Here is a 25,651-nt window from a genome sequence, read left to right on the forward strand (position 1 = left end):
CGCCAAGGCTCCGCCCGACCGCGAAGAACGATGGATTGTCACGGTAGGCGAGCAGCATTCGCGCCCGTTCAACCCGCCGGGCCGGCTCGGTTCGCGAGCGCGAAAGCGCCGTCAGACTTCCAATCTCCTCATCGCTCATCGCCAGCTCAATCGCTCGCCGCCTTCTTGCCATTTCGCTGCTCCTCGTTCAGCTCACTGCCAACGAGGAATCCGCAAGCAACCCACCAGTTCCATGCGCGACCTATTCAGACCCGCGCCTTTACGAGCACATGCCAGTTTCATGGAATCGATCGTCTAGTCACCCTTTTGGCGCGGCGGCCTTTCAAGGTCGTCGCGGTCGCGCTCGCCAACAAGATGGCGAGGATTATCTGGGCGCTGCTCACCAAGGGCGGATCGAAATACCGGTGCGGCAAGCGGCGCAACACGCGCCTGAGCCGAACGAAGACCAGGACGGACTGGCCGGCGCGACGCCGGACAGGGGCGAGGTGCACAATTAGACGATGATCCACGGGACGAAATCCGAGGCGAGAGGGGCGGGCGCGACAATGCGCTTTCAGCGCGTCAGATTGATCAGCCCCTCGCATCGCGAATCTCATCGAGGCCAGCGGTCTTAGACCGCGCTGAAAGGCCGGACATATGACCGCACCGATCCCGCTGGATGAAATGTCTGAAAAAGCGCTTGCCCGCGTGGCCCTTCCACATATGTTGCGCGCTTCTCATCAAAATTGTCGCGCCACATGGCTGATCGCAGCTGGCTCAGTGGGCGATCGCGCAAGGGCCGCCTCTTCTGGTTCTGCATCGCGCGGGCCCGCACCGACAACGCCCATGTCAATGAAGGCGACCGGCATCTCGGATCGGTCATCCAATCTCCGCTCCCGGGCTTGCTTCATCCAGAGGTGCAGGTGGTTCGCGTTCATGTCGTGGCGCCGCGCTACAACCGCCACCCGGTCACCGGACTCCCGCACCTCACTCAAGATCGCCAGCTTTTGCTCGACCGTCCAGGAGCGGCGTGTCCGCTGCCGGCCCATTCCCGTCGGCAGCGGCAGATCCGCGGGCCTGCTCGCCGCCACCGTCGACGGCTGCTCCATAGCTAGATATTTCATTCGCCAAGCGTCCACTTAAATCTAAGCGGACACTAACGCCTCAACGTACGCGTCAGTAGGCGGCCTTCGTCGTACGCATACTCCGAGCGCACGGCGCGGCTGATCGAGCAGTTGGAATTGGAACTCGAAGAACTCGTCACCTCGGCGACCGAGGATGAGCTTGCCGCGCAGGCAGCGGCGGCGAAGACGCAGACGGTGCGCCCCTTCACGCGCAAACGGCCGGTGCGCAAGCCATGGCCGACCGACATCGAGCGCGAGCGCATCGTCATCGAGCCATCCAGCACCTGTGCCTGCTGCGGCGGATCCCGGCTGTCCAAGCTGGGCGAGGATGTGACCGAGACGCTGGAAGAGATCCCGCGCCGGTTCAAGCTGATCGCCCCGCGGGTCGGTCAAAATCCCCCAGGTATGGTCACTTGAAAATCCCCCACCTGATGATCACCGGCAACGCCACTAAACAGCGGTAGCCGGTAAGGCAGGACGTTTATTTTCGCCCCTTCATACAGCGAGGGGACCGGGAGTTGAACGTCTTGAAGGCACATCTGCAAAGCACCGTACTGACATTACTCGATCGCAACACCAGCCAGCGCGAGATTCAAAGGCTGACGGGCGTCGATCGCAAGACGATACGTCGTTACCGGGCGCAGCGGGCCGGTGCGGAGGCAAATTCCCCCGGGGAAGTGACCGCCGGCTCGGCAAGCGCGGAGGACCAAATTCCCCCACCCCGACCACCGGCTTTTGGCGGGTCGGGAGCGACGGTCACCAGCAGCCTGGCCCGCTCGGCCTGCGAACCGCATCGCACGTGGATCGAAGAGCAGGTCCGCCTGAAGCGCAATGCGCAGGCGATTTACCAGGACTTGGTCGATCAATTTGGCTTTCCGTCCAGCTACCAGAGCGTCAAGCGATTTGTGCGCACGTTGCGACACAAGGATCCCGCGCAGTTTTATCGTCTTGAGTTCCTCCCCGGCGAGGAGGCTCAGGTCGACTATGGCGAGGGCGCGCTGACGATCGATCCCAAGAGCGGCCGGTATCGTCGTCCCCGTCTGTTCGTGATGACGCTGCGCTATTCGCGGCGCAGCTTCCGACGTGTGGTCTGGCAATCCAGCCAGCAAGTCTGGGCGCAGCTTCACGAAGAAGCGTTTCGGTATTTTGGCGGGGTGGCCAGCTATGTTGTGCTCGATAACCTGAAGGAAGGCGTCCTCAAGCCCGATCTGTACGAACCCGAGCTCAATCCGATCTACAGTGCGATGCTTGCTCATTACGGCGTCGTCGCCGATCCGGCCCGCGTGGCCGACCCCAATCGGAAGGGGAGCGTCGAGAATGCGATTCAACACACCCAGGGCACCGCGCTGGCCGGACGGCGCTTCGAGACGCTGGAAGCCCAGAACGAGTTCTTGAGGCACTGGGAGGAGAACTGGGCTTCCAAGCGCATCCACGGCAGCACTCGCCGTCAGGTCGAGGCCATGTTCCAGGAGGAAAAGCCGCACCTGCGGCCGCTGCCTGTCGCGCCCTTCCGCATGTTCACTGAAGTCGTTCGGACCGTCTGCGACGACACCACCGTGCGCGTCGACAGCAGCTATTACGCCGCTCGGCCCGCGCCCATCGGCTGTCAAGTCGTCGTGCGCATTTACACCTCCACGATCGAGATCCGTGATCGCCACACCCATGCGCTGCTGCGCATTCATCCGCGGATGACCCACCCCGGTTCTGTCGTCCTGCCGACCAACGAACGGCCGTTCAATCCGTCGCGGCAAACCGCCGTGCTGCTGGCGAACGCCGGGCGCATCGGCCCCCAAACCAGGGCCCTGTGCCAACACATGTTCGATGCCGAGGGACGCCCCGGACAGCGCGCGATGTGGGGCATTGTCGGGCTGAGCCGGAAATATCCGGCACGGCTGGTCGAGCAGGCCTGTGCTCATGCCATCAGCAACGGCATCTTCCGCTACAAGCACGTACGCGCGACTGTCGAGCGGCTGTTTGCGCAGGCGCTGGAACAGGTTGAAGATGCCCCGCAGCCGGCATCGCAGCTCACCCAGGATCATCCGCTGATCCGCGCCCCCGCCGAATATGGCGACCTCTTCAGCCGTGCTGTGCGACACGAGGCCGGCAACGGCGGCCAGCCCGGCGCTCGCGACGACCGCGCCCCTGCAATCCGCGCTCGTGGCGTCTGCGCAACCCCGACCAGCTTCGACGCCACGAGCGCTCCCGCTGCGCCTTCTCACCTCAAACTGGAGACCCAAGCCCATGATGACCATGCCAGAAATTGAACGCTGCCTGCGACAGCTGCGCCTGTCGGGCGTCCGCGACACGCTGCAGACGCGCGTGCTGCAGGCGCAGGGCGCAAACCAACCCTTCCTGGAGACTTTCTCCTTGATCCTGCAGGACGAACTGGACCGTCGCCAGTCCCGCCTTATTGAGCGGCGATATCAGCAATCCGGACTCGATGAGAAACTGACGCTCGCCGAGTTCGATTGGTCCTTCAATCCCAAATTGCCGCGCCAAACTTGCTTCCAACTCCACACGCTGGCCTTCATAGCCGCCGGCGAGAACGCGCTGCTCGTCGGCAAACCGGGCACCGGGAAATCCCACATCGCCAAGGCGATCGCCTATCAGGCGATCCTGCACAGCCACAAGGTTCAGTATCTCGAGACCGATGACTTCTTCAACCGCCACGCTCTGGACGCCCCGGCGCAACGCGAGGCCCGGATGCGAACAATCATCGACTGCGATCTCCTCGTGCTGGACGATCTGTTCCTCGCACGCGCCATTCCCGACGACGCCGGCGCATGGCTGCAGACCCTGATCCATCAGCGCTACAAACTGCGCCGCAGCGTCATCGTCACCTCCAATCGGGTCGTACAGGACTGGGGGGCATACCTGCGAGACAACACCATGAGCACAACGATACTCGATCGGCTGATGCATCATTGCCATCTGCTCGAGTTCGACGGACGCAGCTATCGGCTCAAAGAAGCCGCTGAAGCCCTTGCCCGGGAAACGAAGTCAAACTAACAAATCCACTTCTTGTCCTGCCCGGCAGGTGGAGGAGTTTGACTGACCCCAACCGGGGGAATTTGAAGTGACCCGCGGGGATCGAGACGGTGCGCGAAAAGTTCACCTGCCGTGACTGCGAGAAGATCACCCAGCCGCCGGCGCCGTTCCATGCCACGCCGCGCGGCTTCATTGGTCCCCAACTGCTGGCGACAATCTTGTTCGACAAGTTCGGCATGCATGCTCGGCTCAACCGCCAGAGCGCGCGCTTCAAGGCCGAGGGGATCGAGCTGCCGCTGTCGACGCTGGCCGATCAGGTCGGCCACGGAACCTTCGCCGTGATGCCGCTCTTCCAGCTGATCGAGCGCCATATGCTCGCGGCCGAGCGCCTTCATGGGGACGACACCACCATTCGCATCCTGGCGAAGGACAAGTGCGCGACCGGGCGCATATGGACCTATACGCGCGACGACCGTCCCTTCGCCGGGCCTGCGCCGCCGGCGGCGATCTATTACGCCTCCAGCGACCGGCGCGGCGAGCATCCTCAGAAGCATCTGGCCGGATTCGCCGGGATCCTTCAGTGCGACTGTTACAGTGGCTTCGAGCGCTGTTTGACCCGCTGCGGAAGTAGCAGCCGATCACGCCGGCCTTTTGCTACGCCCATGCGCGGCGAGGATTCTTCGAATTGGCCGACATCGCGAAAAAGGCCCGGGATGGCCAGAAGGGCAAACCGATCTCCCCGATTGCGCTGGACGCGGTCAGGCGCCTCGACGCGCTGTTCGAGATCGAGCGTGCCATCAACGGCCGCAGCGCTGACGAGCGGTATGCCGTGCGCCAAGAGAAGAGCAAACCACTTCTCGACGACATGCACGCCTGGTTGCTCCGCGAGCGCGATACCCTCTCGCGCTCTTCCGAGGTCCTGAAGCCGATGAACTACATGCTCAGGCGCTGGGTCGACTTCGCCCGCTTCATCGACGACGGCAGGATCTGCCTCAGCAACAACGCCGCCGAAAGAGCGCTGCGTGGGAAGGCGCAACTGGACCTTCGCCGGTTCCCAGCGCGGCGCCGACCGCGCCGCCGTTATGCTTACCCTCATCACCACGGCACGCCTCAACGACGTCGACCCGAAAGCCTGGCTCGCCGACGTCTTGGCCTGCATTGCCGATCTTCCCGCCTCGCGTCTGCACGAACCTACTGCCTTGGGAATGGAAGCGCCTGCGCGAAGCCGACAAGGTCGCCGATCAGCAGGCCACCTGACCTTCACGCATCGCCATCATACAGCCCGCCGCGCGCATGCGCATGTGCCAATCATGCGGCCTTCGTCGTATGCGTACATTCCGCAAGCGTCCACTTAATCACCTAATCTAAGTGGACACTAGCTAATGCCTCAAGGTACGCTTCGGTAAGGCGGCCTTCAGCGTATGGATACGTCCCTGGACTTAAGCGTAAGCTCTGAAATCGTCATGTGTCGAAGCCCTCAAAGGCTCCGAGCATCGTGGCTCATGACCACGCGCGAAAGGTGGTGCCGGAACAGCGCTCACGCTTCACGGGGCACATAGGCATGCAGGCATGCAGGTTCGGACGGCAGCGCTCAACGGCGAGCTTCGCGACAGGTTGCGCGCACGATTTCGGCAACCAGCGCCGAGCGGCCAATACTCAAGCCTAAACCGCCCCTTCTACGCGCCGCCTGACCCCAGAAAAATTACCGGTCTCACACGTTTGTATTTGCCACCTCGTGCATAAACCGTTCGTCATCTTTTCGATGACTTTGAAGATCCCGTTTCGCCAGGAGCCCAGGAGCGCTGCTCCGACGCTGATCTTCCTCGAAGTGCCGAAGGCTTCGCGAAAAAAATCGAGGTCGAGCTGCTGTTGCCCGACTTTCTGCTCCAGCTCCCTGATCCGGTGCCTGGCCTTGGTCAGTGCCTTTTCGTGCCAGAACTGCTGCCGCCGCGTAGCCCCCTCAACAGCTGTTGTCGATCCGGCCGGCCGGCCGCGCCGACGTGACATCAGATTGCCATGAACCCTGAGATGATCACGCCACTCGTAAAGACGTTGGCTACTGACGCTAACCTCATCTGCCAACTTGCTGACGGTTTCGCCCGCCTCCATGCGTTGGAGAAGCGCCACCTTTTTGGTCCTCATCTATAACTCTCTGCCTTCCGGCCATGCCCGCAGTTTCCTCTCCTCGCGGGGTGCACTCCATCTCTGTCCGGTTTTATTGGAAGACGCAGGTAGCCGACCTGCTGCATGGGGCTAATTCCTGACAGCGATGGCCCTGTGCAACAGTTCGGTGACCTCGTCACACGGGACGCGCAGTGCTTTTTCAAGGTTCGCCCAATAATACTCAGCTTCAGACATGAGTTCGCCGTGCTGATCGGGAGACCGCTCCGCCTTCCAATATCGGATGAGTGCCAGCATGGTGAGGCGCGCCAGCGCTGCGGGAGGCAAGAGTTGCACTTCTGCAGCGTTTACGGGTCGGCTCCGCATGTAACCGTCGCCGAAAGTGACCGCTGACTCCCATGGATGGTCGTGAGTACCGCCGACTAGATGGGCCATGGTGTTGGCAGGATCAAAGATCGCGGCTGTCCTCACCGCGTCGCCGAAGTCCAGGATAGCCTTGGTGAAGTTCGCACCCTCGGGATCAACCACAACGTTGTTCGGGGCAAAGTCACCATGGATGACCTGTTGCTCAAGATCCCCTAGTCGTGGTTGAACTGAATCCGCGAACAAACCGAACACCCGCAGGGCCAGAGACCGATGGTGCGATACCGGCACCTGTTCGACCAAGGGCGCCCATTCGGCGAAATGGTGAATATCGTAAACCAAATCCCGGCCGGCAGCGGGATGATCGAAGTGTGCCAAGGCACGGTTCAGGCTGCCAAGCGTTTCCCCGACCTGAATGATTTGACCCGTGTCGGCCAAGACCTGTTCCCATAAGACCCCCCTCACGAACTTATATACGGTCAGGATACGCCGGCGACCACCGTCCGGACTGATGAAAACGCTATCGTTACCGTCCCGCGCGACTTGGAGCCGCTGGACCGGTACGTTGGGAGCCCTATCCTCGAGATGACGCATCACAGCGACCTGAAGCGAGGTGACAGGTTCGGGTTCATCAATCGGCGCCATCTTGACCAAAAATTCGCCTGTCTCGGCCGTCAGCCTCAAGGTGACGCCTTTTTCGCTCGGCAGGCGCTTGAGTTGGCCGCGAAGCCCGTAATGTGTTTCCAGGGCGGTTGCGAGGTGAGAGAGATCGACGGGCTCACTGGGCGCCAACAGGCAGCTGACTTCGAGAAGGCGTTGCAACGCCGCGCTTGATGTCTTCGTCATAACAGGCCTCACAGATGCCGTTTCGCCACGGCTGCAAACGTTTCAAGAAAGCGTGCTGCATCAGCAGCCGTAAAGGCCACGGGAGGTCGCACTTTCAGCACATTCGACGCCGGACCGGTCCGGCTAATCAAAACCCGGTTGGCCCGCAAATCCCCGATAATCTCCTCGCAACGGACCGGATCCGGCTCACGGGTTGCCCGGTCTTTGACGATTTCAACACCAAGGTACAAGCCGCTGCCCCTGACTTCGCAAACATAAGGCGAGTTATGCGTCAATTCTTCAAGGCCAGCGCGCACCAAACCGCCATTGGCCATAACCCGCTCGCGCACGTTCTCCTGCTCGAAGACATCAAGCACGGCCGAGGCGGCTGCAAAGGACACCGAGCGACCGCCCAATGTATTGAAATAGCTGACCCTCCGCCCGAACTCGTCCGAGACTTCCGGCCGGAACAGGACCCCAGAGATCGGGTACCCGCCCCCCATCGCCTTGCCCATTGTAACAATATCCGGCACCACGCCGTGCCGGCTGAACCCCCACATCGACTCGCCAAGCTGGCTGAAGCCTGACTGAACTTCGTCCGCGATGTAAACGCCGCCCGCCGCGTGAACCTCGTCCCCGACGGATTTTAGGCATCCCACCGGATGGGTGAAAATGCCGTCGGACGTGAACGCCGCATCGGCAATAAACGCCGCGAGCTTGTAGCCATGGCGCTCGAGATCTTGGATCGCCTTGCGGACCTGGTCACGCATAAAGGCGTCCAATGAACTCCCCAGTTCCACAAGGCGGGGATCCGGAGGGGAAATCAGGCGTACGTTCGGTCCAAGCGGCGATCCAGCACCTAGCATGGGCGAGAAGCTAGCCACCTCGCGTGTACGGCCGTGAAAGGCCCAGTGCGTGGCGATGATCCCCTCGCCGCCCGTATGAAACCTAGCGACCCGGGTCGCAAGGTCGTTCGCCTCTGAGCCCGTGCAGGGGAACGTAACCTTGGACAGCACCGGTGGAACGGTTGCAAGCAAGCGTTCCGCATAATCAACCAGAAGCCTTTGCGGGTAGCGCGTATCCGTGTTGATGGCAGACATTTGACGGTAGACCGCGTCCGCGACATGCGGGTTGGCATGGCCCACGCCCTGGACGTTGTTGAAGGCATCCAGATAGTCGTTGCCATCGCGATCGATCAAGTGAGCGCCATGCCCCGAGACGAACTCGATCGGTAACGTTTCAGAGAACTGGTACCCGGGACCGAGGACCTTGTCCCGATGCCTGATGATCTCTTCAACTCGGTTCGACATTTCGCCTTACTTTACATTAATGGCGTCCCGGTGGGCGCTCAAAACTACATCGATCGGCGCTGCCAGGGCATGAACGGCTTGTCCCTGACAAATTAATGATGCCTGGCTCAGGCCCTGGGGGCCAGCGCCTCCAAGGCCTGCCTGTGCACGAGATGCGCCCGCTACGTCGCCCACCTGCTAGGTGTGATCCAGCCCAAACTGGGATCGCATAAGCACGTACAACCCTACAACAAGTCTTCGTTCCGGTAATGCTATCGGACGCGATGGAGAGTATGTGGCGTGCCGCTAAGGATCTCCGCTCCATTCGGCGTGACCAAAACAGTCTCGCTGCAGCCGATCAAGTAACCATCTTCGCCGAAAAGTATCATAGGCATATGCACCGTCGTATTAACCTGGAGGACATCGGTTGCTCCGGGTTCCAGGCTGATGTTACCACGTTCTGCCCAAGGGGCACCAGTTTGGTAACCAACTCGGTGATTAAGGGATTTCGGCCGAACAGAGCGCTCGACTACTTTGCGCGCTGCTGCATCTACTTCGCCTGCGGTCACACCTGGTTTGAGTGCATCGATCGCAGCCTCGAGAGCCTCTTCGGATATAGCGTGCAGTGTCTCAGCCTCAGAGTGGCGTCCAAGGAGGGCACTGCGCACTATTGGCCCGACGTACCCTTGGTTCCGACCACCAACTTCTATCATCGCAGGTTCGTTTTCGCTTAGCGGATGGTTAGTGAGCTTCGTGTGGGGTAGTCTTGTCCGCTCGCCGAACCCAATCGATGTCAATGCGACTTCATCACCACCTGCCTTGCTAACCGCCGCATGGATAGCCATCGCCATTTCACTCTCGGTGATACCCGCACGGATTGACTGCTGAAATGCTTGCACTGCGACATCTGTCATGGCCATAGCTTCTCGCATGGCCTTGATCTCAGGCTCATTTTTGACAGCCATCACCGAAGAGACTAGACGCGAGGCATCAACAACTTTCATATCGGGAAGGGCCGCCTGCAGCGCGATGACATCAGCGGGCGCCAAATTCCAGCAACCCAGCTCGAAACCAACTCGCTTGCTCGCCAAGCCCGATTTGCGCAGCACGTCGGCGCATACTTTGGCAAAGTCTTGTTGCTCCGTGTAGACTACGATGTCATCAATACAACCTTCCGCCTCTACCCCAACGACCTCGTACTCGCGAACCACGTAGGTCGGCGGTTTTCCGGGGACAAGGATGAGAGGAAAAGGCATAAAATAGCCGCCCATACCGTCGTATCCGCTGAGATACCGCAAGTGACCATGTGCGGTGACGACCAAAGCATCGAGACCAGCCTGTCCCGCCTTCTTCAGAACGTTCTTTTGCCGAGTTTCAAACTCCGCCTTCCCAAATGGCGAGCCAGTGAATGGTATTGGCTTGTGACCTGTCATAAATAAACTCCTCTCGCGTGGCGACGTTGACGTGCATTCTATTCGTGGGCAGCGAGCCCCTCGCGAATAATGAGTCTGCTTGCGCAGCTGACAAGCCCAGTCACCTGAACGCCATCCTGCTCCGCAAGGCTAAACCGGGACGTGCGAGAAAACTTATGTGGCAACGGGCCTCGCTATGATCGCCAGGTCTTGATCCTCGGCCACAAAGGAACCCGTCCTGATAGTGCAAATAGTTCCCTCAGAGGGCGAACGAATGATGAGGGACTCGCTCGATACCGAGTCGACTGGATGCACCTTCCCGATGATGTCTCCCTGCTGGACTATCTGAAGCACTGAGCACGCCGGTTCAAATATGCCGGGCAAAGGCGACGCAACTTTGTCGACCAATAAAGTTTCAAGTGTCTGACAGGCCTTCTGCTGCCGGTAAGGCGGTACTTCTGGCTTGCCGTCAATCACACCCAGGTTAATCAGGCCGTTTCTCACCCCAGCCTCATAAATGTTCAGATCTTCAAGGGTGAGGACGCCGCCTCCGAACTCGGTGCATATGAATATTTTCCCCTGGCCATGCACCCAGCTATCGAACATGCCGGCCGTTTCGTTATGCTCCCAAAGCAGCGTGATTGGCATCTTCATGGATTGGCCAAGTCGGAGCGTCTTCGCCATCAAATCGGGATCGGATATGGGATGCGTGATCACCATAGGGACCGAAATGAAAGGGGGCCCCATGCTATGAAGATCAAATACAATGTCGGCCTCCGTTACGAGCACACGACATAGCGCATCAGAAATCCGTTCGCTTATCGATCCATCTGGCCGCCCTGGAAACGTTCGATTTAGGTTTAAGCCGTCAATTGGCGTGTTTCGGCTTGATCCCCGCACAGCAGGCGGATTCAATACCGGCACGATCACGATCCTGCCGCAAGTTTGCGCTTCTGGAAGCCACGCCATAAGCCTGCGCGCGACGAGAGGACCCTCCAGTTCGTTTCCGTGGTTGGCGCCAGTTATCAGGATGCGCGGTCCGTCACCCTTGTTCAAGCTCACGACAGGGATTGCCAGAGTTTCAAAATCATTGCCTGCAGGAACCACAAGGTGCCCGGTGCTCAAACCGGGCGTATTAATGTCAAAGGTTAAGTGAGGATCTTCGTTCATTGTCCAGCTTCCTTCGTAGGTACCGTGCAAATTTGGCTTGAGGCTTTGCAAGCGTAAGCCCGCAAGCTCGTCAATGGCGTTGAGGATCGCCCAGCGTTTAGCTAAGCGCGGCGGTTGTAGTCGCGCCTGAATCCTGCGCCGCGCACCTGAACGTCTAGATTGTTATCCCTTGCGAGAGGAGTAGAACTCTGCCCGACTCCACGCGTCCAATTCAATTTGCAGATCAGTGTCTTCTTGCAACCAGATGTCGACCGGAAGGCCGGAGAGGTCGCACTGCACTTAAACGTGAGATTGCCTCTACCGAGATCGGTAGCTCCAGCCAGCGTCAACCGTGCCTTCTCCTTTCAAGCCTAAACCTCTCCTTCTGCGCGCCGCCTGAAGCTATCGGTCTCGGCCAAATATCGTAGGAAAGCTGTAGCGAGCGGCAGCGGCACGCGATGGCGGCTTTCTACATGCCATTTAGGCTATGAACTCTGGAAGTGCAGCCGGCTCGATTGCCTCGACCGCCACCACATGACGTAGAGGACAACTAGCCAGAGCACCGGCAGTAACGTCAACAGCGATGCCACTGCGGCGACTGTAGGGTCGATCTGGTTTCGGATGTTCTCCCACATTTTCAGAGGCAGGGTGTAGACTGAAAATCCGCCGACCAATGAGGTAACAACGACCTCATCAAAGGAGTGAATGAACGCGAACACGGCGCCGCCGATTATGCCCGGCCGGATCAAGGGCAACGTCACCCTGGTAAAGGTTTGGAGCGGCCCAGCACGCATGCTCATAGCTGCCTGCTCTAGCTTTCGGTCAAAATTTGCCAGTGTCGCCGAAACTATCACAACGACGTAGCCGATAGCGCCAATGCTGTGCGCCAGGATGATGCCTGTCTTCGAACCGATCAGTCCGAGATTGACCAGCCCAAAGTATGTCGTCACGCCCACAACGATAACCGGAATGGTAATCGGAGTCAGCATCAGCATGGTTAGAGGGCCGCGCAGTTTCGGACCGATGCGGCTGATCCCATAGGCGGCGAGGGTGCCGACAAAAGTTGACAGTGTACAGACCGCCACTCCTATTTGGATGCTGGTCCAGGCAGCGCCGTACCAGGCTGGATCGTCGAAGAACGAACGGTACCACCGCATGGAAAGGCCAGATGGCGGAAATTCCAAAAGCGACCCAGCGCTGAACGACATGATGATAACGACAAGTTCGGGAAACAATAGATAACACAAGACCAGGAAGACAAACGTCGGTCCAGCGAGAGTTGACCAGCGGCTTCTGCTTCCGGTCTGATAGAGCTGGGCCCTCCATCGCTTGGCACGTGAAGAGACGAGAAGCTCTCCGAGATAGCGTTTCACCGTGCCGAACCAGAAGAACCAAGTTTGCCGAGCCTTCGGTGCGGCTTGCACCGCGTGCTGCTGAGTACCCGAGAGGTCGAGCCCGAGGACCGAGAGCACGACCACGGCGATCGCCAGGAGAATGAAGGAAGAGGCTGCAATGGGTGCCATATCCAAGCCGGTCGTGAACTGCGAGGCTATGAAGGTTGACAGCATAGCATCGCGTAGCCCGCCTACGGCGGCCGGCGTTATGTAGAAGCCGAGGCAGATTACGAAGACTAACAGTGAGCCACTGCGCACTCCTGGCAAGCTGAGGGGGAAGAACACACGCCAGAAAGCGGTGATCGGTCGCGCGCCCATGCTGCGCGCAGCGGCCATCAGCGACCTGTCGATACCCATCATTACGCTGACGAGAGGCAAAATCATCATAGGCAGCATAATATGCACCATGGCGATATACACGGCCATACGGTTGTAGATAAGCGGCAGAGGACTCGAAATCAGCCCAAGTTCAACCAGCAGATTGTTTATTAAACCCCCATCGCCGAGAATTATTATCCACGCATAAGTACGCGCCAATCCACTGGTCAGATAGGGGATTACGACTAAAACGATGAGCGCCATACGCAGGCGCTTAGAGGCAGTCACGATCAGATAGGCCGTGGGATACCCAATGCCTAGGCAAATTGCCGTGGCCACCACGCTGATCTCGATCGTTTGGAAAAGAACTCGGACATTTGCTGTCTGGCCGAAAAAAGCAAAATAGTTGACGACCGACAAGTCCGGCGCATTGATGCTGGTCAGGAAGAGCTGAACGATCGGTATCCCGAAAACGGCGAGCAAAATGACGAAGGCTGGCACTGTGAGTACAATTGGCGTCCGGCCCAATTTCTGAAGCATTCGCATGCGCGCATCTCTCCGGGGGCTTCACGCTTCGACGAAGCGGACGTCAGATTGCAGCCAATCGAGTTGGACTGTGTCGCCCTGTCGGAAGATCTGCTGTCCCGAGGCGGCATGCTCGCGCGCGACGAGCACACTGCTCCCGACGCGAACATGGTATTTCCGCAACGGGCCGGCATAGATCATGTCTTCGACGATGCCAGTAACGGATTGACGCTGGCGCTCATCAGAGCGGGTCGGCGCCCCGGGGGCAGCCACGCAGATGCGCTCCGGGCGGATCATGGGCACCGTGCCGGGCGGTTGCGGTGCATTGGACTCCACGTCACAATCGAGATTTTCGAGGATGTTTGCCTCGCCAAGAAAATTTGCCACGAAGCGGGATGCTGGGCGATCATAAAGGGCCTCCGGCCTATCAGTCTGTTCAATCCGCCCGGCCCGCATGACTACGATGCGATCCGACAGGGTGAGCGCCTCCTCTTGGTCATGGGTCACGCATATTGTGGTGATGCCGAACTCTTTGTGCAGGGTCTTCATTTCGATCTGCATTTGCTCGCGGAGATTACGGTCAAGAGCGCCAAGAGGCTCGTCAAGCAGGAGGAACGGTGGATCGGCGATCAGCGCGCGAGCAAGCGCCACCCGTTGCTGCTGACCGCCGCTCAATTGCGAGGGCATGCGACCGCCGAAGTCTTTAAGATGCACGCGCTCAAGAATGCGATCTACTCGTTTTAGTCTATCGCCTGCATTTACACCACGCATTTCGAGCGGAAATTCGAGATTACGACGCACCGTAAGGTGTGGAAACAACGCATAGCTTTGGAACACAATGCCTTGGTCGCGCCGGTAGGATGGGACCGCGGCGACTGAATTTCCGGCGATTAGAATGTCGCCCTCAGTTGGAGCTACGAAGCCGGCGAGCAGCATCAGTGCCGTGGTCTTGCCCGAACCACTGGGGCCGAGAATGGTCAAAAATTCGCCGCGTCGGACAGTCAGGGAAACATCTTGGACCGCGGTAACCTGCCCGTACCTCTTGGTAACGTTACGAAATTCGATCTGGGCTGGGCTCTGTTCCAATGCATTATCCTCGGTAGAACGGCCTGACGCCGCGACATTGAAAGGGCGGCTGCCAAGATTGAGATTCGACGGGCTCGCTCGACCGGAATCTATCCTGGCAATAATAAGGGCATCCGACATGGTCGCTCCTCAATACCAGAGATCGGCGAGCCAGCGCCCAAAAATGATGCTGACTCGCCGACCAATTGACTGCACTGAATTATCGAAGAACCCACTCGCTCCAGCGCTGGGCGAGCCTCTGCGTATTCGACAGCCCATCCGATCCAACTTCGGCATACCATCCCCCGTTTATAGGTATGCTTTTCGTCATGTAGTCAGGGTGGGTGGGTAGCTTACGGGCCACATCATCCGCTATTAACTTGAACGCGTTGCGGTTGCTAGGGCCTTCCGGGTAAAGTTTAGAAAAGGCCGCTTGGCGCTCGGCCCGGGTGGCGAATTCAACAAACCTTTGAGCGTTTTGCACATTCGGGCCTCCTTTTGGGATTACCCAATAGTCCCAAGTCAGCTTGGCCTGATTGCGGGATATTTCGATGGGCGACCCTTTATCAATTAATGAGATGGCCCGGCCGTCATAGGAATTCATAACATCGCCAGTTCCACCATTCATCAACTGCTGGATCTCGGAACCATTACTCCACCACTTGCGGATATGTGGCTTTATATTGTCGAGGCTGGCGAAAATGCGATCGATGTCCATGGGGTAAAGTTTCAGGGGATCGACGCCGTCCGCCATCAAAGCCTCCTCCCAAGGCCCTTCAGACCCGTACTGGCCCGAGACGAGGAATCGGGTACCTGGAAACTTTGCGACATCCCAGAACTCAGCCCAGTTGGCGGGCCGCTTGTCGGGCGAGAGCTTCTTCGTATTATAGACCATATTATACGAATAAATAAGCGATGCGACGCCGAACTGATCCTTGGCGAATTCAAATATGCCGTCGAGCTCGTCCTTCTTGTAAATCGAGTAGTCAATCTTCTCGAGATATCCTTTTGCACCTGCCGGAAGCGCTCCGCCAGGAGCCATCGGCCCTACATCAATAGTAACGTTGTTTGATTTTACCATAAGCTCAAGCTTCGCGAAGTCAAAGTCTTGGGTAATTGGAGTTACCTTTACACCAGTCTCGGCCTCAAACGGTTTCACGTAGGCTTCAATATTGGATTTTCCGACATCGCCACCGTTCACCAAGACTCGCAATTCGCCAGACGACTGTGCCCGAGATCGGGTGGCGACGGAAGATAGAGCGCCAGCCGCGACAGCGGACGACGCTGCCTGGATAAAGCGTCTACGATTTAGGATATTTTTCATTGCGTTCTCCCATTGCAGTGTTTGATTCACTTGATAATGAGCGCCCGGAAATTGTTTTCTGCTCTCGATTATTGAAGCTCAGGTTCACCCATAACCGCTTTCCAAGGCTTGCTCGACTACGCTTTGCCACGCTACGGTCGCGCTATGGCTCCCGACATTGCTGCTGGACCAACAATCGCCCCCCAACTGTATCGGGTCAAATTCAGTTTATGTATCCACCCATCTTGCCGCGAGATGGCGCCAATCCTGCGGAGTGTGTAGTCGGCAGCCGGACCTGGTTGAGAGCCGCGAGCGTTTGGGCCTTACCTTCGCACATGGGCAAAGCCATGGCTCCGTCTAACGTTTCTATCTAGAAACGCGATGGCACTGTCCGGGACATTATATTGGCGAATTGAACGCCGTGTGGCGCATACTTCCAAAGTGGGAGGATGCAAACCCAGCCGCAGAAAGGAGCGTGCATCCGGCGAGCCTTCGGCCGAATGCGCACAACGGGTCGATTTAGATAGTGACCGGGGCAACACACCCTACGCTGGCTTCCGATACGCCCGGTGTAAGCAGGGGGGGGGCATCTTGTTGTCACGGTTGGTTCCGAACTCAGGGAGCTTTGGCTCCGGATATTGAGTGTTAACAGAGGAGTGGGACCTCGCCTTCTTGTCCTTGGACGAAATCAGGCGATGAAGAGGAAGCGCCAAATGCTGCGAGACGACTTACAGAGGTATGGAAGTTTCATTGTCGTGCCCGCGCTCAACCCATTGGCCGTGCAGGCCTCGGGCCGCAACACTCCGTTCGATGGGTTGAACCTCAAGCGCGTACTTCGGGGCCGCGCCCGCGTACCAGTGACCGAACAACTCGCGGATGCCGTCCCGCGCATATTTTTCCTAATGGACGACATGGTGTTTGATCTACACGGCTTCAGACTAAGATGGGACTTTCCGCCGGCCGCCAGCAACGCACCCGATTGCCGCGAGACGGCTGGGATGTTTGGTATCGTGGCCCGACACCAAGGCAAGGCATTTATTTGTTCTGAATTCGGCGTTGGCGCGATCCAGGCGAAAGATTTCGCGATGTGCGAAGCTAGGGTACAAAACGCGATCATCGCGCTCGGGTTGGTCGAGAGTAAGGCCAGGTGCCCTACCTTCCGAGGACGGAAGTCCGGCCAAAGACTAGAAACGCGTCGGTCTCATGAGCTTCAATCTCCCGCACTGGGAAACTATGAACCTTGCCGCTCGGGGCTCGACGTCCCAAGAGAAATAAGTCCTCCGTATGTTGCGAGAGCAGAGAACTCGATGCGCCTGGTTCTACTGATGAAAATATTCAGTGTGGTTGCTAGGAAAAGCCAATGCACGTTGATGCAATAGTAAAGGACCTGCTCGGTCGCCAAACCGAAATTATCAATAGACTTTGTTCGTTCTTGCGCCTGCCAAGTGTGAGCACCGATCCTGCTTTTGCAGGAGGAATGCGTGCTGCACAAACGTTTCTAACAGACTGGCTCAACAGCATGGGCTTGAGAGATGTCCAACTGCTCGATGGAGGGGGGCATCCCGCCGTCTATGGTGCTTGGACCGGCGCTCCCGGGAAGCCCACGTTGCTAATTTATGGACACTATGACGTCCAGCCCCCCGATCCCCAAGAAGATTGGATCACGCCACCTTTCGAACCAACCATCCGAGACGGAAGGCTGTACGCCCGAGGCGCATCTGACGACAAAGGATCCACCGCAATCGCGCTTGAGACTATCGCTGCCTTCCTGAGGGGCCGCGGTTCGTGCCCCGTGAACGTGAAGGTATTCCTAGAAGGAGAAGAGGAAATAAATAGTCCTAGTTTGCGAACGATTGTGGGACTGTACGGGGACCTACTGCAAGCTGATGGGATGATCTCCACAGATGACTCGCGAATGCATTCGACAGTTCCCACGATTAATGTTGCTTTGCGTGGGATTGTCGAATTTGAGTTCTCTCTCAGGACCGCCGATAAGGACCTCCATTCCGGTCTATACGGGGGGGCGGTTCGCAACGCAGTGCATGAAATGGCGAGGGTCATTGCTTCTTTGCATGACGAGGATGGTGCGATTGCAGTTCCAGGATTGTTGCCGCCTGTGTCTTCTGTGAGCCAAAGTGCACGAGATGAAACGGCGAAGTTTCCCTTCGACGAATCCAATTTCGTCAAAGACGTTGGAGCGCGCATCAATGGAGAACCTGGCTTTTCGACACGCGAGCGGCTTACGCTTCGGCCGTCACTGGACATAAACGGGGTATGGGGAGGTTACATCGGTAACGGCAGCAAGACAGTGATCCCAAGCACCGCCCACGCTAAGCTGTCTTTGAGAACCGTACCGGGCCAGGACACCCGTCAAGTGTTGGACTCACTCAAAGCTCATTTGCTTAAAGTTTGTGCGCCGGACGTTAAGCTCTTGATCGACGACCTGGGTACGGGAAGTCGCGCCTACTACCTGCCGACCGGACACCCCCTTCTCATTGCCGCTAAAAGAGTCCTGTCTGGGGCGGGCCAAGAGCCGGTGCTTGTCCGACTGGGGGCGTCCATTCCCATCACCGCCATATTTGAAGAACTGCTTGGAATTCAGACTCTTATGTTTGGGTTTGCTTTGTCTGATGAGGATATTCACGCTCCCAACGAGTTCTTCCGATTGGCTTCGCTGGCCGACGGTCTATCCGCGTGGCCAAGGTTACTGGAGCAAGTCGGCGAGCTCAGCGCCGATGAGTTTCGATCGATAGCGGCGGTCGCGGCGGACAAGGCGCAACAATTCCATCCGCGAGTCGCACCTGATAGCGGGGCGACCGAGCCGGGTTCTGCATCTTAAAATCAACCAGCCAGCGTCCCAAAAAATAGGTAAGCAAAAATGAGCTTCGATATAGCCAAGCTTCACGTGCCACTTTTGTCTTCCGACAGCTATCAAGAAGCGCGCGACAAATTTGTCTCTGGGGCGCCTCAGTGCGCTCCGCAGCCAATTACATCATTTTCGCCACACAGGCCGGTCCCGCTCGCCTTCACCGGAATTGACGAGTGCAGCAAATGGATCGACGAGCGGCCATTTGTTGACGGCAATGTCGGCGTCTCAGTAACCCTCGGCGGCATGGTCGGCATCAGAGTTTCACGTATTGGTGGTGGGTAGAGAAGCGCTGCAGGGGGGCCTGTAAACCACCTTCGTAGATGTCACAATCTGCGATTTGATTCCTGACGACCGCCAACCCACCGAAGGTTTTTTACTCGCAGCCGTCTGGCAGGACAGACGCTTGCTGATTGACCTGAACTAAACGACTAATTGAAGTAGGAGTTAAAGGTATCATCATGTCCTCTGCAATCCCTCTAACCGGGACCCCGTTCCCGAAATCAGAATACGAGCGCCGGCAGCAGAAGGTGCTCGAGGCGATAGAGCGGGCCAAACTCGATGGACTCCTCGTTACCGCCCATGGGCACCTGCAGTATCTCACCGGATACAGTGGAAAAGGTGGATATTTCGCGCCTTTCCCGCTTATCCTCGCGCCGGGGCGGACGCCAACGTTGGTCGCGCGCGAGTACGAATTGGGCGCCGTTCGTGCTGAGAGCTGCGTCGCTGAGATCGTGCCTTATACCGAGCAGAACGATTTTGCCAGAGTCTGCGGCGATACGCTTCGGCGTTTTGGACTGCAGAACAAGAGGTTAGGCTTTGAGCTAGGTTGCTGGAATCTGGCACCAGCCGACGTAACCGCCATTCAGGCGCAAATTCCTGAGGCGAAGGTTATTGATGCAACCCGGTTGGTCGCATCTGTAGCGGCCGTGAAGACAGATCTTGAGCTCCAAGCCATGCGAGCTGCAATGGTCCTAACCGACGTGGCTGTGCGCACATTTCAGCTTTCACTGCGGGAGGGCATCACCGAATCTGAAGTGGCCGCGGACATCGACCAGGAAGTTAAAAAAGCCGGCGGAGAACTCCAGGCGCCTGCCACGACGCTGCTGTTTGGGGAGCGAACGAAGCTGTCGCACGGCAGCCCAATGGATCACCCGATCGGAAACAATGAGCCTGCTTTCATGGAACTCGGTGGTCTCAAGCAGGGCTACTCGGCGGGAATTGTCCGAACCGCGGTGCTCGGCAGACATCCTGAGACGGAATCACTGCACGCTCTGTCGGTGGAGGCCCTCGATGCGGTAATCGCAGCAATTAAGCCAGGGGCAACCGCAGGCGAGGTGGATGCTGCCGGCCGGAAGGTGATCGAGCGGTCCGCGCGTCCGAAGGTTCTTAACCACCGGGTCGGATACCAGACCGGCATCAATTGGACGGAACGCGGCAATCTTAGCTTGGAGCCGGATGCGACAGACGTCCTCCAGGCGGGTATGACGTTGCATATGCCGATCATTCTGTGTGGGGAGGGCGGTTATCTGCTTGGGACAAGCGAGCATGTCCTAGTGACGGAGCGCGGTGCTGAAATACTCAGCCATACACCGCACACACTCTACCGCGCGTAATTTCTTAAGCTTTAATCAGCCGACGGCAAATGGGCATCCATTGGCTGAGGTCCCTGAGAACCCCGCATCGGGTCCGAACGCTTTGCTGCCATCGGAGGCGCTCGATGCGAAACTTCGAGCGGGCGAGACGGATGGCATCTGCCTGAGACACAATGCGGACTCGAGAACAACGATGATTCATCCATTGCGAACATCCCTTGACTGTATGACGGCATGTGAATGCCTTGAGCTATATCGAAGGCGGCAGCTTTCGCCCGTTGAAGTCGTCGATGACTGTCTGAGCCGCATCGGCGCCAGCAACCAGACGTTCAACGCATTTTGCGTCGTCGACCACCAACAGGCGAGGTCTGTTGCCCGAGCTTCGGAGGCGCGATGGATGAAGGGGGAGCCAGCGGGACAACTTGATGGCATTCCGGCCACAATCAAAGATCTCACTTTGACACGGGGGTGGCCCACAAGGCGTGGATCACTGTCTACTGACGCCGAAGGATCTTGGACAGACGACGCGCCCGTCACAGCGCGCCTTCGCGAAGCCGGTGCCGTTATCCTAGGGAAGACAACTACTCCGGAGTTTGGCTGGAAAGGTGTTACCGATAGTCCACTCTACGGGATCACCCGCAACCCATGGAATCCTCATCTGACTCCAGGCGGGTCCTCGGGAGGTGCGGCAGTCGCTGCGGCGCTCAATCTTGGCTTTCTTCATCAAGGTAGCGACGGCGGGGGATCAATTCGCATACCAGCGAGCTTCACAGGCACGTTCGGCTTTAAGCCGACCTTCGGAATTGTTCCGCAATGGCCTGCTAGCGCCATGACCACACTGTCTCATTTGGGACCGCTGACGCGTACAGTGGCCGATGCGATCCTGATGATGAATGTCATCGCACGAAAGGACGCTCGCGACGGCTATGCGGGCCCTGCTTATCCCGGTCTTCAGGTCGATCCAGCAAAATCACTTAGGGGCTGCCGAATCGGCTATAGTCAAGACCTTGGCTATGTAAAAGTGGATCACGATATCAAGAAAGTCACCGATAAGGCGGTCGATCAAATTCGAGATCTTGGGGCGGAGGTAGTCGAAATCAATCCGGGGTTCGCAGATCCGGTAGAGATATTCGCCACATTTTGGTTCGCTGGTGCCGCCCGGATCGTGTCACGGCTGGATAAAAAGCAAAGACAGCTTTTAGATCCGGGCTTTCTGGAAGGTGCCGAACGCGGCATGACGATCACGCTTGCTGAATTTCAGGAAGCTGAGGCTATGCGTTACGAGCTTTCCGCTCTTATGGCGAAGTTCCATGAAGACTACGACCTTCTGGTTACACCAACAATGCCGATCGCACCATTCCCAGTAGGGCAAAATGTACCAAATGATGTTTACAAGGAGTGGGTTGATTGGACCCCCTTCACCTACCCTTTCAATCTAACGCAACAACCTGCAGCGTCGCTTCCATCGGGATTGGATGATCGGGGACTTCCCGTTGGGCTTCAGTTGGTGGGTGCGCGGTATTCTGACACAGCCGTTCTTGCGGCGGCATACTCCATCGAGAGCCGCTTGGGACATCTTTCGATGGCAAGAACACCCCAGCCGTCCTCTGAGCGATGATATAAGTCCCTCCGGTGCAATCAATCCGAACCTTGTGAGCATCCTCGGGGTTCTCCGCACGCTGGCAGAACAGTTCGTCATATAGCGCCTGACCCGCTACGATCTTCCTGCGTCCTGAGTCTCCGAACAGCGTCTACAAAAAAGGCGGAGTCCTAAAAGTCTTGCAACGGCACGTGGATCTTGAAGCGCTGAATGCCTCAAATCATCCCTTGCGCGCGATTTTCAGGCCGCAGATTAGATTGATAGCTTCCGCAATCTGACTAAGAGGGCTGCTCCAATAGTGGAGCGTGTCCGCCGTTTGGACCGCACATGTGAGGATTTGCGGAAATACGACTATAAGATCTTGAAGAACTCTCAAACGCTGAATTGGCCAGACCCGCTACCGCCGCCTACGGGTGGTGAAGGCCCCCGCAGGCCGGCACCTACTTTCGACACAGAACCACGTTCAGCTATCTGACTGTAAGCGGTGTTTCGGGGCCACCTTTCGGGAGTGATCGCGATCTGTGAGGTTGCCGATCCTGTATTGGGATCGGAGATAGGCTTGTGTCTGGACTTGACCTTACGCTTGACCCGGAGCGGCAACCCCGGCGTTTCGAGGTGATCAACGGCGCTGGCGGCCGGCGTCACTGGTCGATGGATGACAAGGCGCGGATCGTCGCGGAGACGCTGGAGCCGAACGCAATCATCTCCGAAGTCGCCCGGCGTTATGGCCTCAGGCCGCAGCAGGTGTTCGCCTGGCGGCGCGAAGCGCGCAAACAGGCCGCTCCGGTGCAGCAGGATTCACCGGCCTTCGTGCCGGCGGTGGTGGAGGCACCGCCTCCGGAGCCCGCGCCGACGCGTCCAACACGGCCGCGGGAGCGGAAGGCGACCCGAGATGCTGGCCTGATCGAGCTTGAGATCGACGGCATCGCCATGCGGGTTGGCCGCGGCGCAGACGCCAAGACGGTTGCGGCGGTGATCCGTGCGCTGAAGGCAACGTCGTGATCGGGCCGACGGGCGCCGTCAAGGTCATGGTGGCGACAAAACCGGTGGACTTCCGCAACTATGCGGCGACCATGATTATGCGGAGCCGGAGACGCCGATGGACGCATCGCCGGCCTTTTCGACATCCATCGACTCCACATAACTATGCACTATCGCGTGGCAAGCATCGCGATCAGTTTATCCGGCGGGCGGAATTTGCCTGGCGTGATGCCGAGCGGCGCCAAAGCGTCGAGCATCTCGAGTTTTTCGGTCGGGTCAGCGCGCAGGTAGATCTCCGTGCTCTGGAGAGTGGCGTGACCGAGCCACAGCGCTACTTTGCGAATGTCGCGCGCCGCCTGAAGCATGTGCATGGCGCAGCTGTGCCTGCTATATCGATCAAGACATAGCCGGCACTATCTACCCCGCCCGACTATGTCGGGTAGCTTTGACCGCAACGGCAAACGTCTGAGGAATAAAGAGATTTTCCGCAGAGACACCCGGGCCACCCGACATAGTCAGCGCGATCTACAGGCTGTTCAAGAACTCCAGCAGATTGTCGTCGGGCCGGAAGCGCGATGACTTGCCGGAATATGGGACCGTCTTTGCCAACGCCGCCTCCTTCATTGCCAACGTCGCCTCGAGATAGATCTGTGTGGTCTCGACCGATTCATGGCCGAGCCACAGAGCGATGACGGCGCGATCGACGCCCGCCTGCAGGAGGTCCATGGCCATCGTGTGCCTCAGACGATGAACAGTGACGCGCTTTCCATTCAGCGACGGGCACATGGCAGAAGCGGTCTGGCGGTGTTTGTTCAGCATATACTGAACGCCATGAACGCTCAGCCGCTCACCTCTGGCGCTGGGAAACAGGATACTCTCTTCTCCGCGCTGAGGCTCTTTCAGCGTAAGCGATGCACCAAGGCACCTTGCAATAGGCTGATGAACATGGAGCTTTCGCGCCATGACATTGGAACATGCGAGGGGCGACATGGTCGCCGAGTTGGGCGGTGCCGCGACGGCCCAAGATTGTGCAACGCTGCCCGGGCGCGCGCGGCAGCGGAGGCTGTGGAGTTGCACCGAGAAGCGAGCGTTGGTCGACCTGGCGAACGCGGCGGGGTCTTCGGTGACCGAGGTCGCGCAAGCGTTCGGCGTCGCTCCATCCCAACTCTATGCGTGGCGCAAGCAGATGGCCGGCGGCGAGCTCGATGCCGACCAGGCGACGGCGACCTTTGCGCGGATCGAGGTGAACGATCTGCCGGAGGTCGAACGCCCCGTCGCCGATTGCCCGGACCCGGCCGGCAGAATCGTCGTGGCCTTTCCGAGCGGCGCGCGTTTGCGGATCGACGGGGCCGTCGATCCGACAGCGCTGCGTATCGTCCTGGCGGAGTTGACCAGGTGATCACGGTGGTGCCGACGGACCGGATTTATCTGTGCTGCGGTGAGACCGATATGCGCCGCGGGATCAACAGCCTGGCGCGCATGGTGCAGCAGGTGCTCGCGCTCGACCCACACACGGGTGCGATCTTCTGCTTCCGTGGACGCAAGGGTCATATCATCAAGATTTTGGCGCATGATGACCAAGGGTTCTGTCTTTTTACAAAGCGCCTTTCGGAGGGTTGCTTCGCCTGGCCGACCGCCAAGGACCAAGTCGCCGTTTCGCTCACCAAGGCACAGCTTTCGCTGCTTCTGGACGGCATCGACTGGCGTCGGCCGAACAAGATTTATCGCCCGCGTCTGGCCGGCTAAATTCGGTCGTTTGTCATTGATTTTGTGTCGATTTTGCTTCCGTAAAGGAGGTCTTTCGGGTATGTAGTTTGGGTGTCGGAACAAGCTCCCTCAATCGCTGATTTCCTCGCCCGGATCGCCTTTCTGGAAGCGACCGTTTCTGCCCGGGACATCACCATCGCCGAACGCGATGAGCAGCTGCGAAGAGAACGCGCTGAGGCCGCACTTCGCATCCAGCGCCTGCAGCTGCAGATCGATCGCTTCAACCGCAGGGCCTTCGGCCGCTCGTCCGAGAAGCTCGGCCAGATGCATCTCGAGCTCGAAGATCTCGAGACCGATTTGGCCGTCAACGAAGCCGATGCCGAGCTGCCCATCGTCGCTGACACCGACAAGGTCCGGGTGTTGCCGGTGCGCAAGCTCAACCCGGATCTGCCGCGCAAGAGGATCGTTCGCGAACCGTCCTGCGCATGCTGTCCGGGCTGCGGAGGCGATCTGCGCGCCATGGGCCAGGATAGCGAGGAGATGCTCGATCTGGTCGCTCAGGCCTGGCAGGTCATGGAGACCATTCGACCCAAGTACAGCTGCCGGACCTGCGATAAGATCATCCAGGCGCCGGCACCAGCCAAGCCCATTGCACGCGGCAAGCTCAGCTATGCCGCGCTCGCTCACATCATGATGGCGAAGTGGGGTTATCATCTACCTTTCTATCGGGTATGTTGACATCAACATACGCGATAAGATGTTGCGCTGAGGATTATGCTGCGGAAGCTCCGGTTCTGCCCGAGTTTCAGGCGATCCCAAGCAATCTCCGCAACATAATTTTCTAAAGCACATCCGATGGCATGATCCAGGCGCCAACAACAAGGAGACCTGGATTATGTTTGAAGTTCTTTTTCGCCGGCCGTCGCGAGGTTGCGGCGATTGATCTGGAGGGACTGCTATGATCCTCCGTGACGCAATCGACTCCTATGTAGCGTGGCGGCGTGCCCACGGCGCCCGATTTATTACCAGCGCAAAGACATTGTACCA

21 protein-coding genes and 3 pseudogenes are annotated in these 25,651 nt (G+C 58.4%); 13 read left to right on the top strand and 11 right to left on the bottom strand.

Annotated elements, in window-relative coordinates:
* Window positions 1–719: 719 nt before the first annotated feature.
* Complete coding sequence (locus DPM35_RS31625) at window positions 720–1,103, bottom strand: transposase (protein WP_112131417.1); 384 nt, start codon at window positions 1,101–1,103, stop codon at window positions 720–722.
* A gap of 81 nt (window positions 1,104–1,184) precedes the next feature.
* On the opposite strand from DPM35_RS31625, the pseudogene DPM35_RS31630 reads away from it, so the two are divergent.
* The 4 genes and pseudogenes from DPM35_RS31630 to tnpC all read left to right on the top strand — a co-directional run.
* Window positions 1,185–1,478: pseudogene (locus DPM35_RS31630) on the top strand (IS66 family transposase); the annotation flags it as partial.
* Between the two features lie 143 nt (window positions 1,479–1,621).
* Window positions 1,622–3,367 carry an IS21 family transposase gene (istA, locus tag DPM35_RS31635; RefSeq protein ID WP_112131418.1) on the top strand — a complete coding sequence of 582 codons (1,746 nt, stop codon included), beginning with the start codon at window positions 1,622–1,624 and terminating at the stop codon, window positions 3,365–3,367.
* On the top strand, window positions 3,345–4,112 hold the full coding sequence (gene istB, locus DPM35_RS31640) for an IS21-like element IS1631 family helper ATPase IstB (protein ID WP_112131419.1): 768 nt from the start codon (window positions 3,345–3,347) through the stop codon (window positions 4,110–4,112). Before istA ends, istB begins: the two co-directional genes overlap by 23 nt.
* Window positions 4,113–4,192: 80 nt before the next feature.
* Window positions 4,193–5,348, top strand: a pseudogene (tnpC, locus tag DPM35_RS31645) (IS66 family transposase); the annotation flags it as partial.
* Between the two features lie 405 nt (window positions 5,349–5,753).
* On the opposite strand, the gene DPM35_RS31650 reads toward tnpC, so the two are convergent.
* From DPM35_RS31650 to DPM35_RS31685, 8 genes are all read right to left on the bottom strand, one after another.
* Window positions 5,754–6,233, bottom strand: coding sequence for a transposase (locus tag DPM35_RS31650; RefSeq protein ID WP_112131420.1), 480 nt, complete (start codon window positions 6,231–6,233; stop codon window positions 5,754–5,756).
* 111 nt (window positions 6,234–6,344) lie between these two features.
* Window positions 6,345–7,421, bottom strand: a complete 1,077-nt coding sequence (locus DPM35_RS31655; protein ID WP_112131421.1) for a phosphotransferase — start codon at window positions 7,419–7,421, stop codon at window positions 6,345–6,347.
* A gap of 8 nt (window positions 7,422–7,429) precedes the next feature.
* The gene (locus tag DPM35_RS31660; protein WP_112131422.1) at window positions 7,430–8,710 is read right to left on the bottom strand and encodes an aspartate aminotransferase family protein; all 1,281 of its coding nucleotides are present in this window, start codon (window positions 8,708–8,710) and stop codon (window positions 7,430–7,432) included.
* Between the two features lie 251 nt (window positions 8,711–8,961).
* A complete protein-coding gene (locus DPM35_RS31665) occupies window positions 8,962–10,122 on the bottom strand; it encodes a M24 family metallopeptidase (RefSeq protein WP_112131423.1) in 1,161 nt (386 codons plus the stop codon).
* A 153-nt stretch (window positions 10,123–10,275) separates the two neighbouring features.
* Window positions 10,276–11,271: a succinylglutamate desuccinylase/aspartoacylase family protein gene (locus tag DPM35_RS31670; protein WP_112131424.1), complete on the bottom strand. Its 996-nt coding sequence runs from the start codon at window positions 11,269–11,271 to the stop codon at window positions 10,276–10,278.
* A gap of 464 nt (window positions 11,272–11,735) precedes the next feature.
* Entirely contained in the window at window positions 11,736–13,508 is a 1,773-nt protein-coding gene (locus DPM35_RS31675) for an ABC transporter permease subunit (protein ID WP_112131425.1), read from the bottom strand.
* Window positions 13,509–13,529: 21 nt separating this feature from the next.
* Entirely contained in the window at window positions 13,530–14,693 is a 1,164-nt protein-coding gene (locus DPM35_RS31680) for an ABC transporter ATP-binding protein (protein WP_112131426.1), read from the bottom strand.
* Window positions 14,694–14,772: 79 nt separating this feature from the next.
* Complete coding sequence (locus DPM35_RS31685; protein ID WP_112131427.1) at window positions 14,773–15,876, bottom strand: ABC transporter substrate-binding protein; 1,104 nt, start codon at window positions 15,874–15,876, stop codon at window positions 14,773–14,775.
* A gap of 692 nt (window positions 15,877–16,568) precedes the next feature.
* Here DPM35_RS31685 and DPM35_RS31690 point away from each other — a divergent pair.
* The 6 genes from DPM35_RS31690 (at window position 16,569) to tnpA (DPM35_RS31710) (ending at window position 22,918) form a co-directional block, all read left to right on the top strand.
* Complete coding sequence (locus DPM35_RS31690) at window positions 16,569–17,234, top strand: M14 family metallopeptidase (RefSeq protein ID WP_146768021.1); 666 nt, start codon at window positions 16,569–16,571, stop codon at window positions 17,232–17,234.
* Window positions 17,216–18,694 carry a dipeptidase gene (locus DPM35_RS31695; RefSeq protein WP_112131429.1) on the top strand — a complete coding sequence of 493 codons (1,479 nt, stop codon included), beginning with the start codon at window positions 17,216–17,218 and terminating at the stop codon, window positions 18,692–18,694. Before DPM35_RS31690 ends, DPM35_RS31695 begins: the two co-directional genes overlap by 19 nt.
* Window positions 18,695–18,733: 39 nt before the next feature.
* Window positions 18,734–19,006 carry a hypothetical protein gene (locus DPM35_RS32285; RefSeq protein ID WP_146768022.1) on the top strand — a complete coding sequence of 91 codons (273 nt, stop codon included), beginning with the start codon at window positions 18,734–18,736 and terminating at the stop codon, window positions 19,004–19,006.
* A gap of 176 nt (window positions 19,007–19,182) precedes the next feature.
* The gene (locus DPM35_RS31700) at window positions 19,183–20,337 is read left to right on the top strand and encodes a M24 family metallopeptidase (protein WP_112131430.1); all 1,155 of its coding nucleotides are present in this window, start codon (window positions 19,183–19,185) and stop codon (window positions 20,335–20,337) included.
* A gap of 205 nt (window positions 20,338–20,542) precedes the next feature.
* The gene (locus DPM35_RS31705) at window positions 20,543–21,934 is read left to right on the top strand and encodes an amidase (protein ID WP_198419744.1); all 1,392 of its coding nucleotides are present in this window, start codon (window positions 20,543–20,545) and stop codon (window positions 21,932–21,934) included.
* A 543-nt stretch (window positions 21,935–22,477) separates the two neighbouring features.
* Complete coding sequence (gene tnpA, locus DPM35_RS31710) at window positions 22,478–22,918, top strand: IS66-like element accessory protein TnpA (RefSeq protein ID WP_198419743.1); 441 nt, start codon at window positions 22,478–22,480, stop codon at window positions 22,916–22,918.
* Window positions 22,919–23,067: 149 nt separating this feature from the next.
* On the opposite strand, the pseudogene DPM35_RS31715 reads toward tnpA (DPM35_RS31710), so the two are convergent.
* Together DPM35_RS31715 and DPM35_RS31720 are read right to left on the bottom strand one after the other, a co-directional pair.
* Window positions 23,068–23,283: pseudogene (locus tag DPM35_RS31715) on the bottom strand (tyrosine-type recombinase/integrase); the annotation flags it as partial.
* 139 nt (window positions 23,284–23,422) lie between these two features.
* Window positions 23,423–23,887, bottom strand: coding sequence for a tyrosine-type recombinase/integrase (locus DPM35_RS31720; protein ID WP_342633687.1), 465 nt, complete (start codon window positions 23,885–23,887; stop codon window positions 23,423–23,425).
* Here DPM35_RS31720 and tnpA (DPM35_RS31725) point away from each other — a divergent pair.
* The 3 genes from tnpA (DPM35_RS31725) (at window position 23,886) to DPM35_RS31735 (ending at window position 25,342) form a co-directional block, all read left to right on the top strand.
* Complete coding sequence (gene tnpA, locus DPM35_RS31725; protein WP_245431743.1) at window positions 23,886–24,296, top strand: IS66-like element accessory protein TnpA; 411 nt, start codon at window positions 23,886–23,888, stop codon at window positions 24,294–24,296. The genes DPM35_RS31720 and tnpA (DPM35_RS31725) overlap by 2 nt on opposite strands.
* Entirely contained in the window at window positions 24,293–24,643 is a 351-nt protein-coding gene (tnpB, locus tag DPM35_RS31730) for an IS66 family insertion sequence element accessory protein TnpB (protein ID WP_112131433.1), read from the top strand. Before tnpA (DPM35_RS31725) ends, tnpB begins: the two co-directional genes overlap by 4 nt.
* Window positions 24,644–24,715: 72 nt before the next feature.
* Window positions 24,716–25,342, top strand: a complete 627-nt coding sequence (locus DPM35_RS31735) for an IS66 family transposase zinc-finger binding domain-containing protein (protein ID WP_245431744.1) — start codon at window positions 24,716–24,718, stop codon at window positions 25,340–25,342.
* Window positions 25,343–25,651: the final 309 nt, after the last annotated feature.

It is taken from the genome of Mesorhizobium atlanticum, from assembly GCF_003289965.1.
GTDB classification, from domain to species: domain Bacteria; phylum Pseudomonadota; class Alphaproteobacteria; order Rhizobiales; family Rhizobiaceae; genus Mesorhizobium; species Mesorhizobium atlanticum.

What these genes read in the sequence shown, in the direction of transcription:
- DPM35_RS31655 (WP_112131421.1), bottom strand. Translation starts at nt 7,421, where the DNA reads ATGACGAAGACATCAAGCGCGGCGTTGCAACGCCTTCTCGAAGTCAGC.
- DPM35_RS32285 (WP_146768022.1), top strand. Translation starts at nt 18,734, where the DNA reads ATGAGCTTCGATATAGCCAAGCTTCACGTGCCACTTTTGTCTTCCGAC.
- DPM35_RS31660 (WP_112131422.1), bottom strand. Translation starts at nt 8,710, where the DNA reads ATGTCGAACCGAGTTGAAGAGATCATCAGGCATCGGGACAAGGTCCTC.
- DPM35_RS31700 (WP_112131430.1), top strand. Translation starts at nt 19,183, where the DNA reads ATGTCCTCTGCAATCCCTCTAACCGGGACCCCGTTCCCGAAATCAGAA.
- DPM35_RS31720 (WP_342633687.1), bottom strand. Translation starts at nt 23,887, where the DNA reads ATGTCGCCCCTCGCATGTTCCAATGTCATGGCGCGAAAGCTCCATGTT.
- DPM35_RS31650 (WP_112131420.1), bottom strand. Translation starts at nt 6,233, where the DNA reads ATGAGGACCAAAAAGGTGGCGCTTCTCCAACGCATGGAGGCGGGCGAA.
- DPM35_RS31670 (WP_112131424.1), bottom strand. Translation starts at nt 11,271, where the DNA reads ATGAACGAAGATCCTCACTTAACCTTTGACATTAATACGCCCGGTTTG.
- DPM35_RS31705 (WP_198419744.1), top strand. Translation starts at nt 20,543, where the DNA reads ATGACGGCATGTGAATGCCTTGAGCTATATCGAAGGCGGCAGCTTTCG.
- tnpA (WP_245431743.1), top strand. Translation starts at nt 23,886, where the DNA reads ATGGTCGCCGAGTTGGGCGGTGCCGCGACGGCCCAAGATTGTGCAACG.
- istB (WP_112131419.1), top strand. Translation starts at nt 3,345, where the DNA reads ATGATGACCATGCCAGAAATTGAACGCTGCCTGCGACAGCTGCGCCTG.
- DPM35_RS31690 (WP_146768021.1), top strand. Translation starts at nt 16,569, where the DNA reads ATGCTGCGAGACGACTTACAGAGGTATGGAAGTTTCATTGTCGTGCCC.
- DPM35_RS31685 (WP_112131427.1), bottom strand. Translation starts at nt 15,876, where the DNA reads ATGAAAAATATCCTAAATCGTAGACGCTTTATCCAGGCAGCGTCGTCC.
- DPM35_RS31665 (WP_112131423.1), bottom strand. Translation starts at nt 10,122, where the DNA reads ATGACAGGTCACAAGCCAATACCATTCACTGGCTCGCCATTTGGGAAG.
- DPM35_RS31680 (WP_112131426.1), bottom strand. Translation starts at nt 14,693, where the DNA reads ATGTCGGATGCCCTTATTATTGCCAGGATAGATTCCGGTCGAGCGAGC.
- DPM35_RS31695 (WP_112131429.1), top strand. Translation starts at nt 17,216, where the DNA reads ATGCACGTTGATGCAATAGTAAAGGACCTGCTCGGTCGCCAAACCGAA.
- DPM35_RS31675 (WP_112131425.1), bottom strand. Translation starts at nt 13,508, where the DNA reads ATGCGAATGCTTCAGAAATTGGGCCGGACGCCAATTGTACTCACAGTG.
- DPM35_RS31625 (WP_112131417.1), bottom strand. Translation starts at nt 1,103, where the DNA reads ATGAAATATCTAGCTATGGAGCAGCCGTCGACGGTGGCGGCGAGCAGG.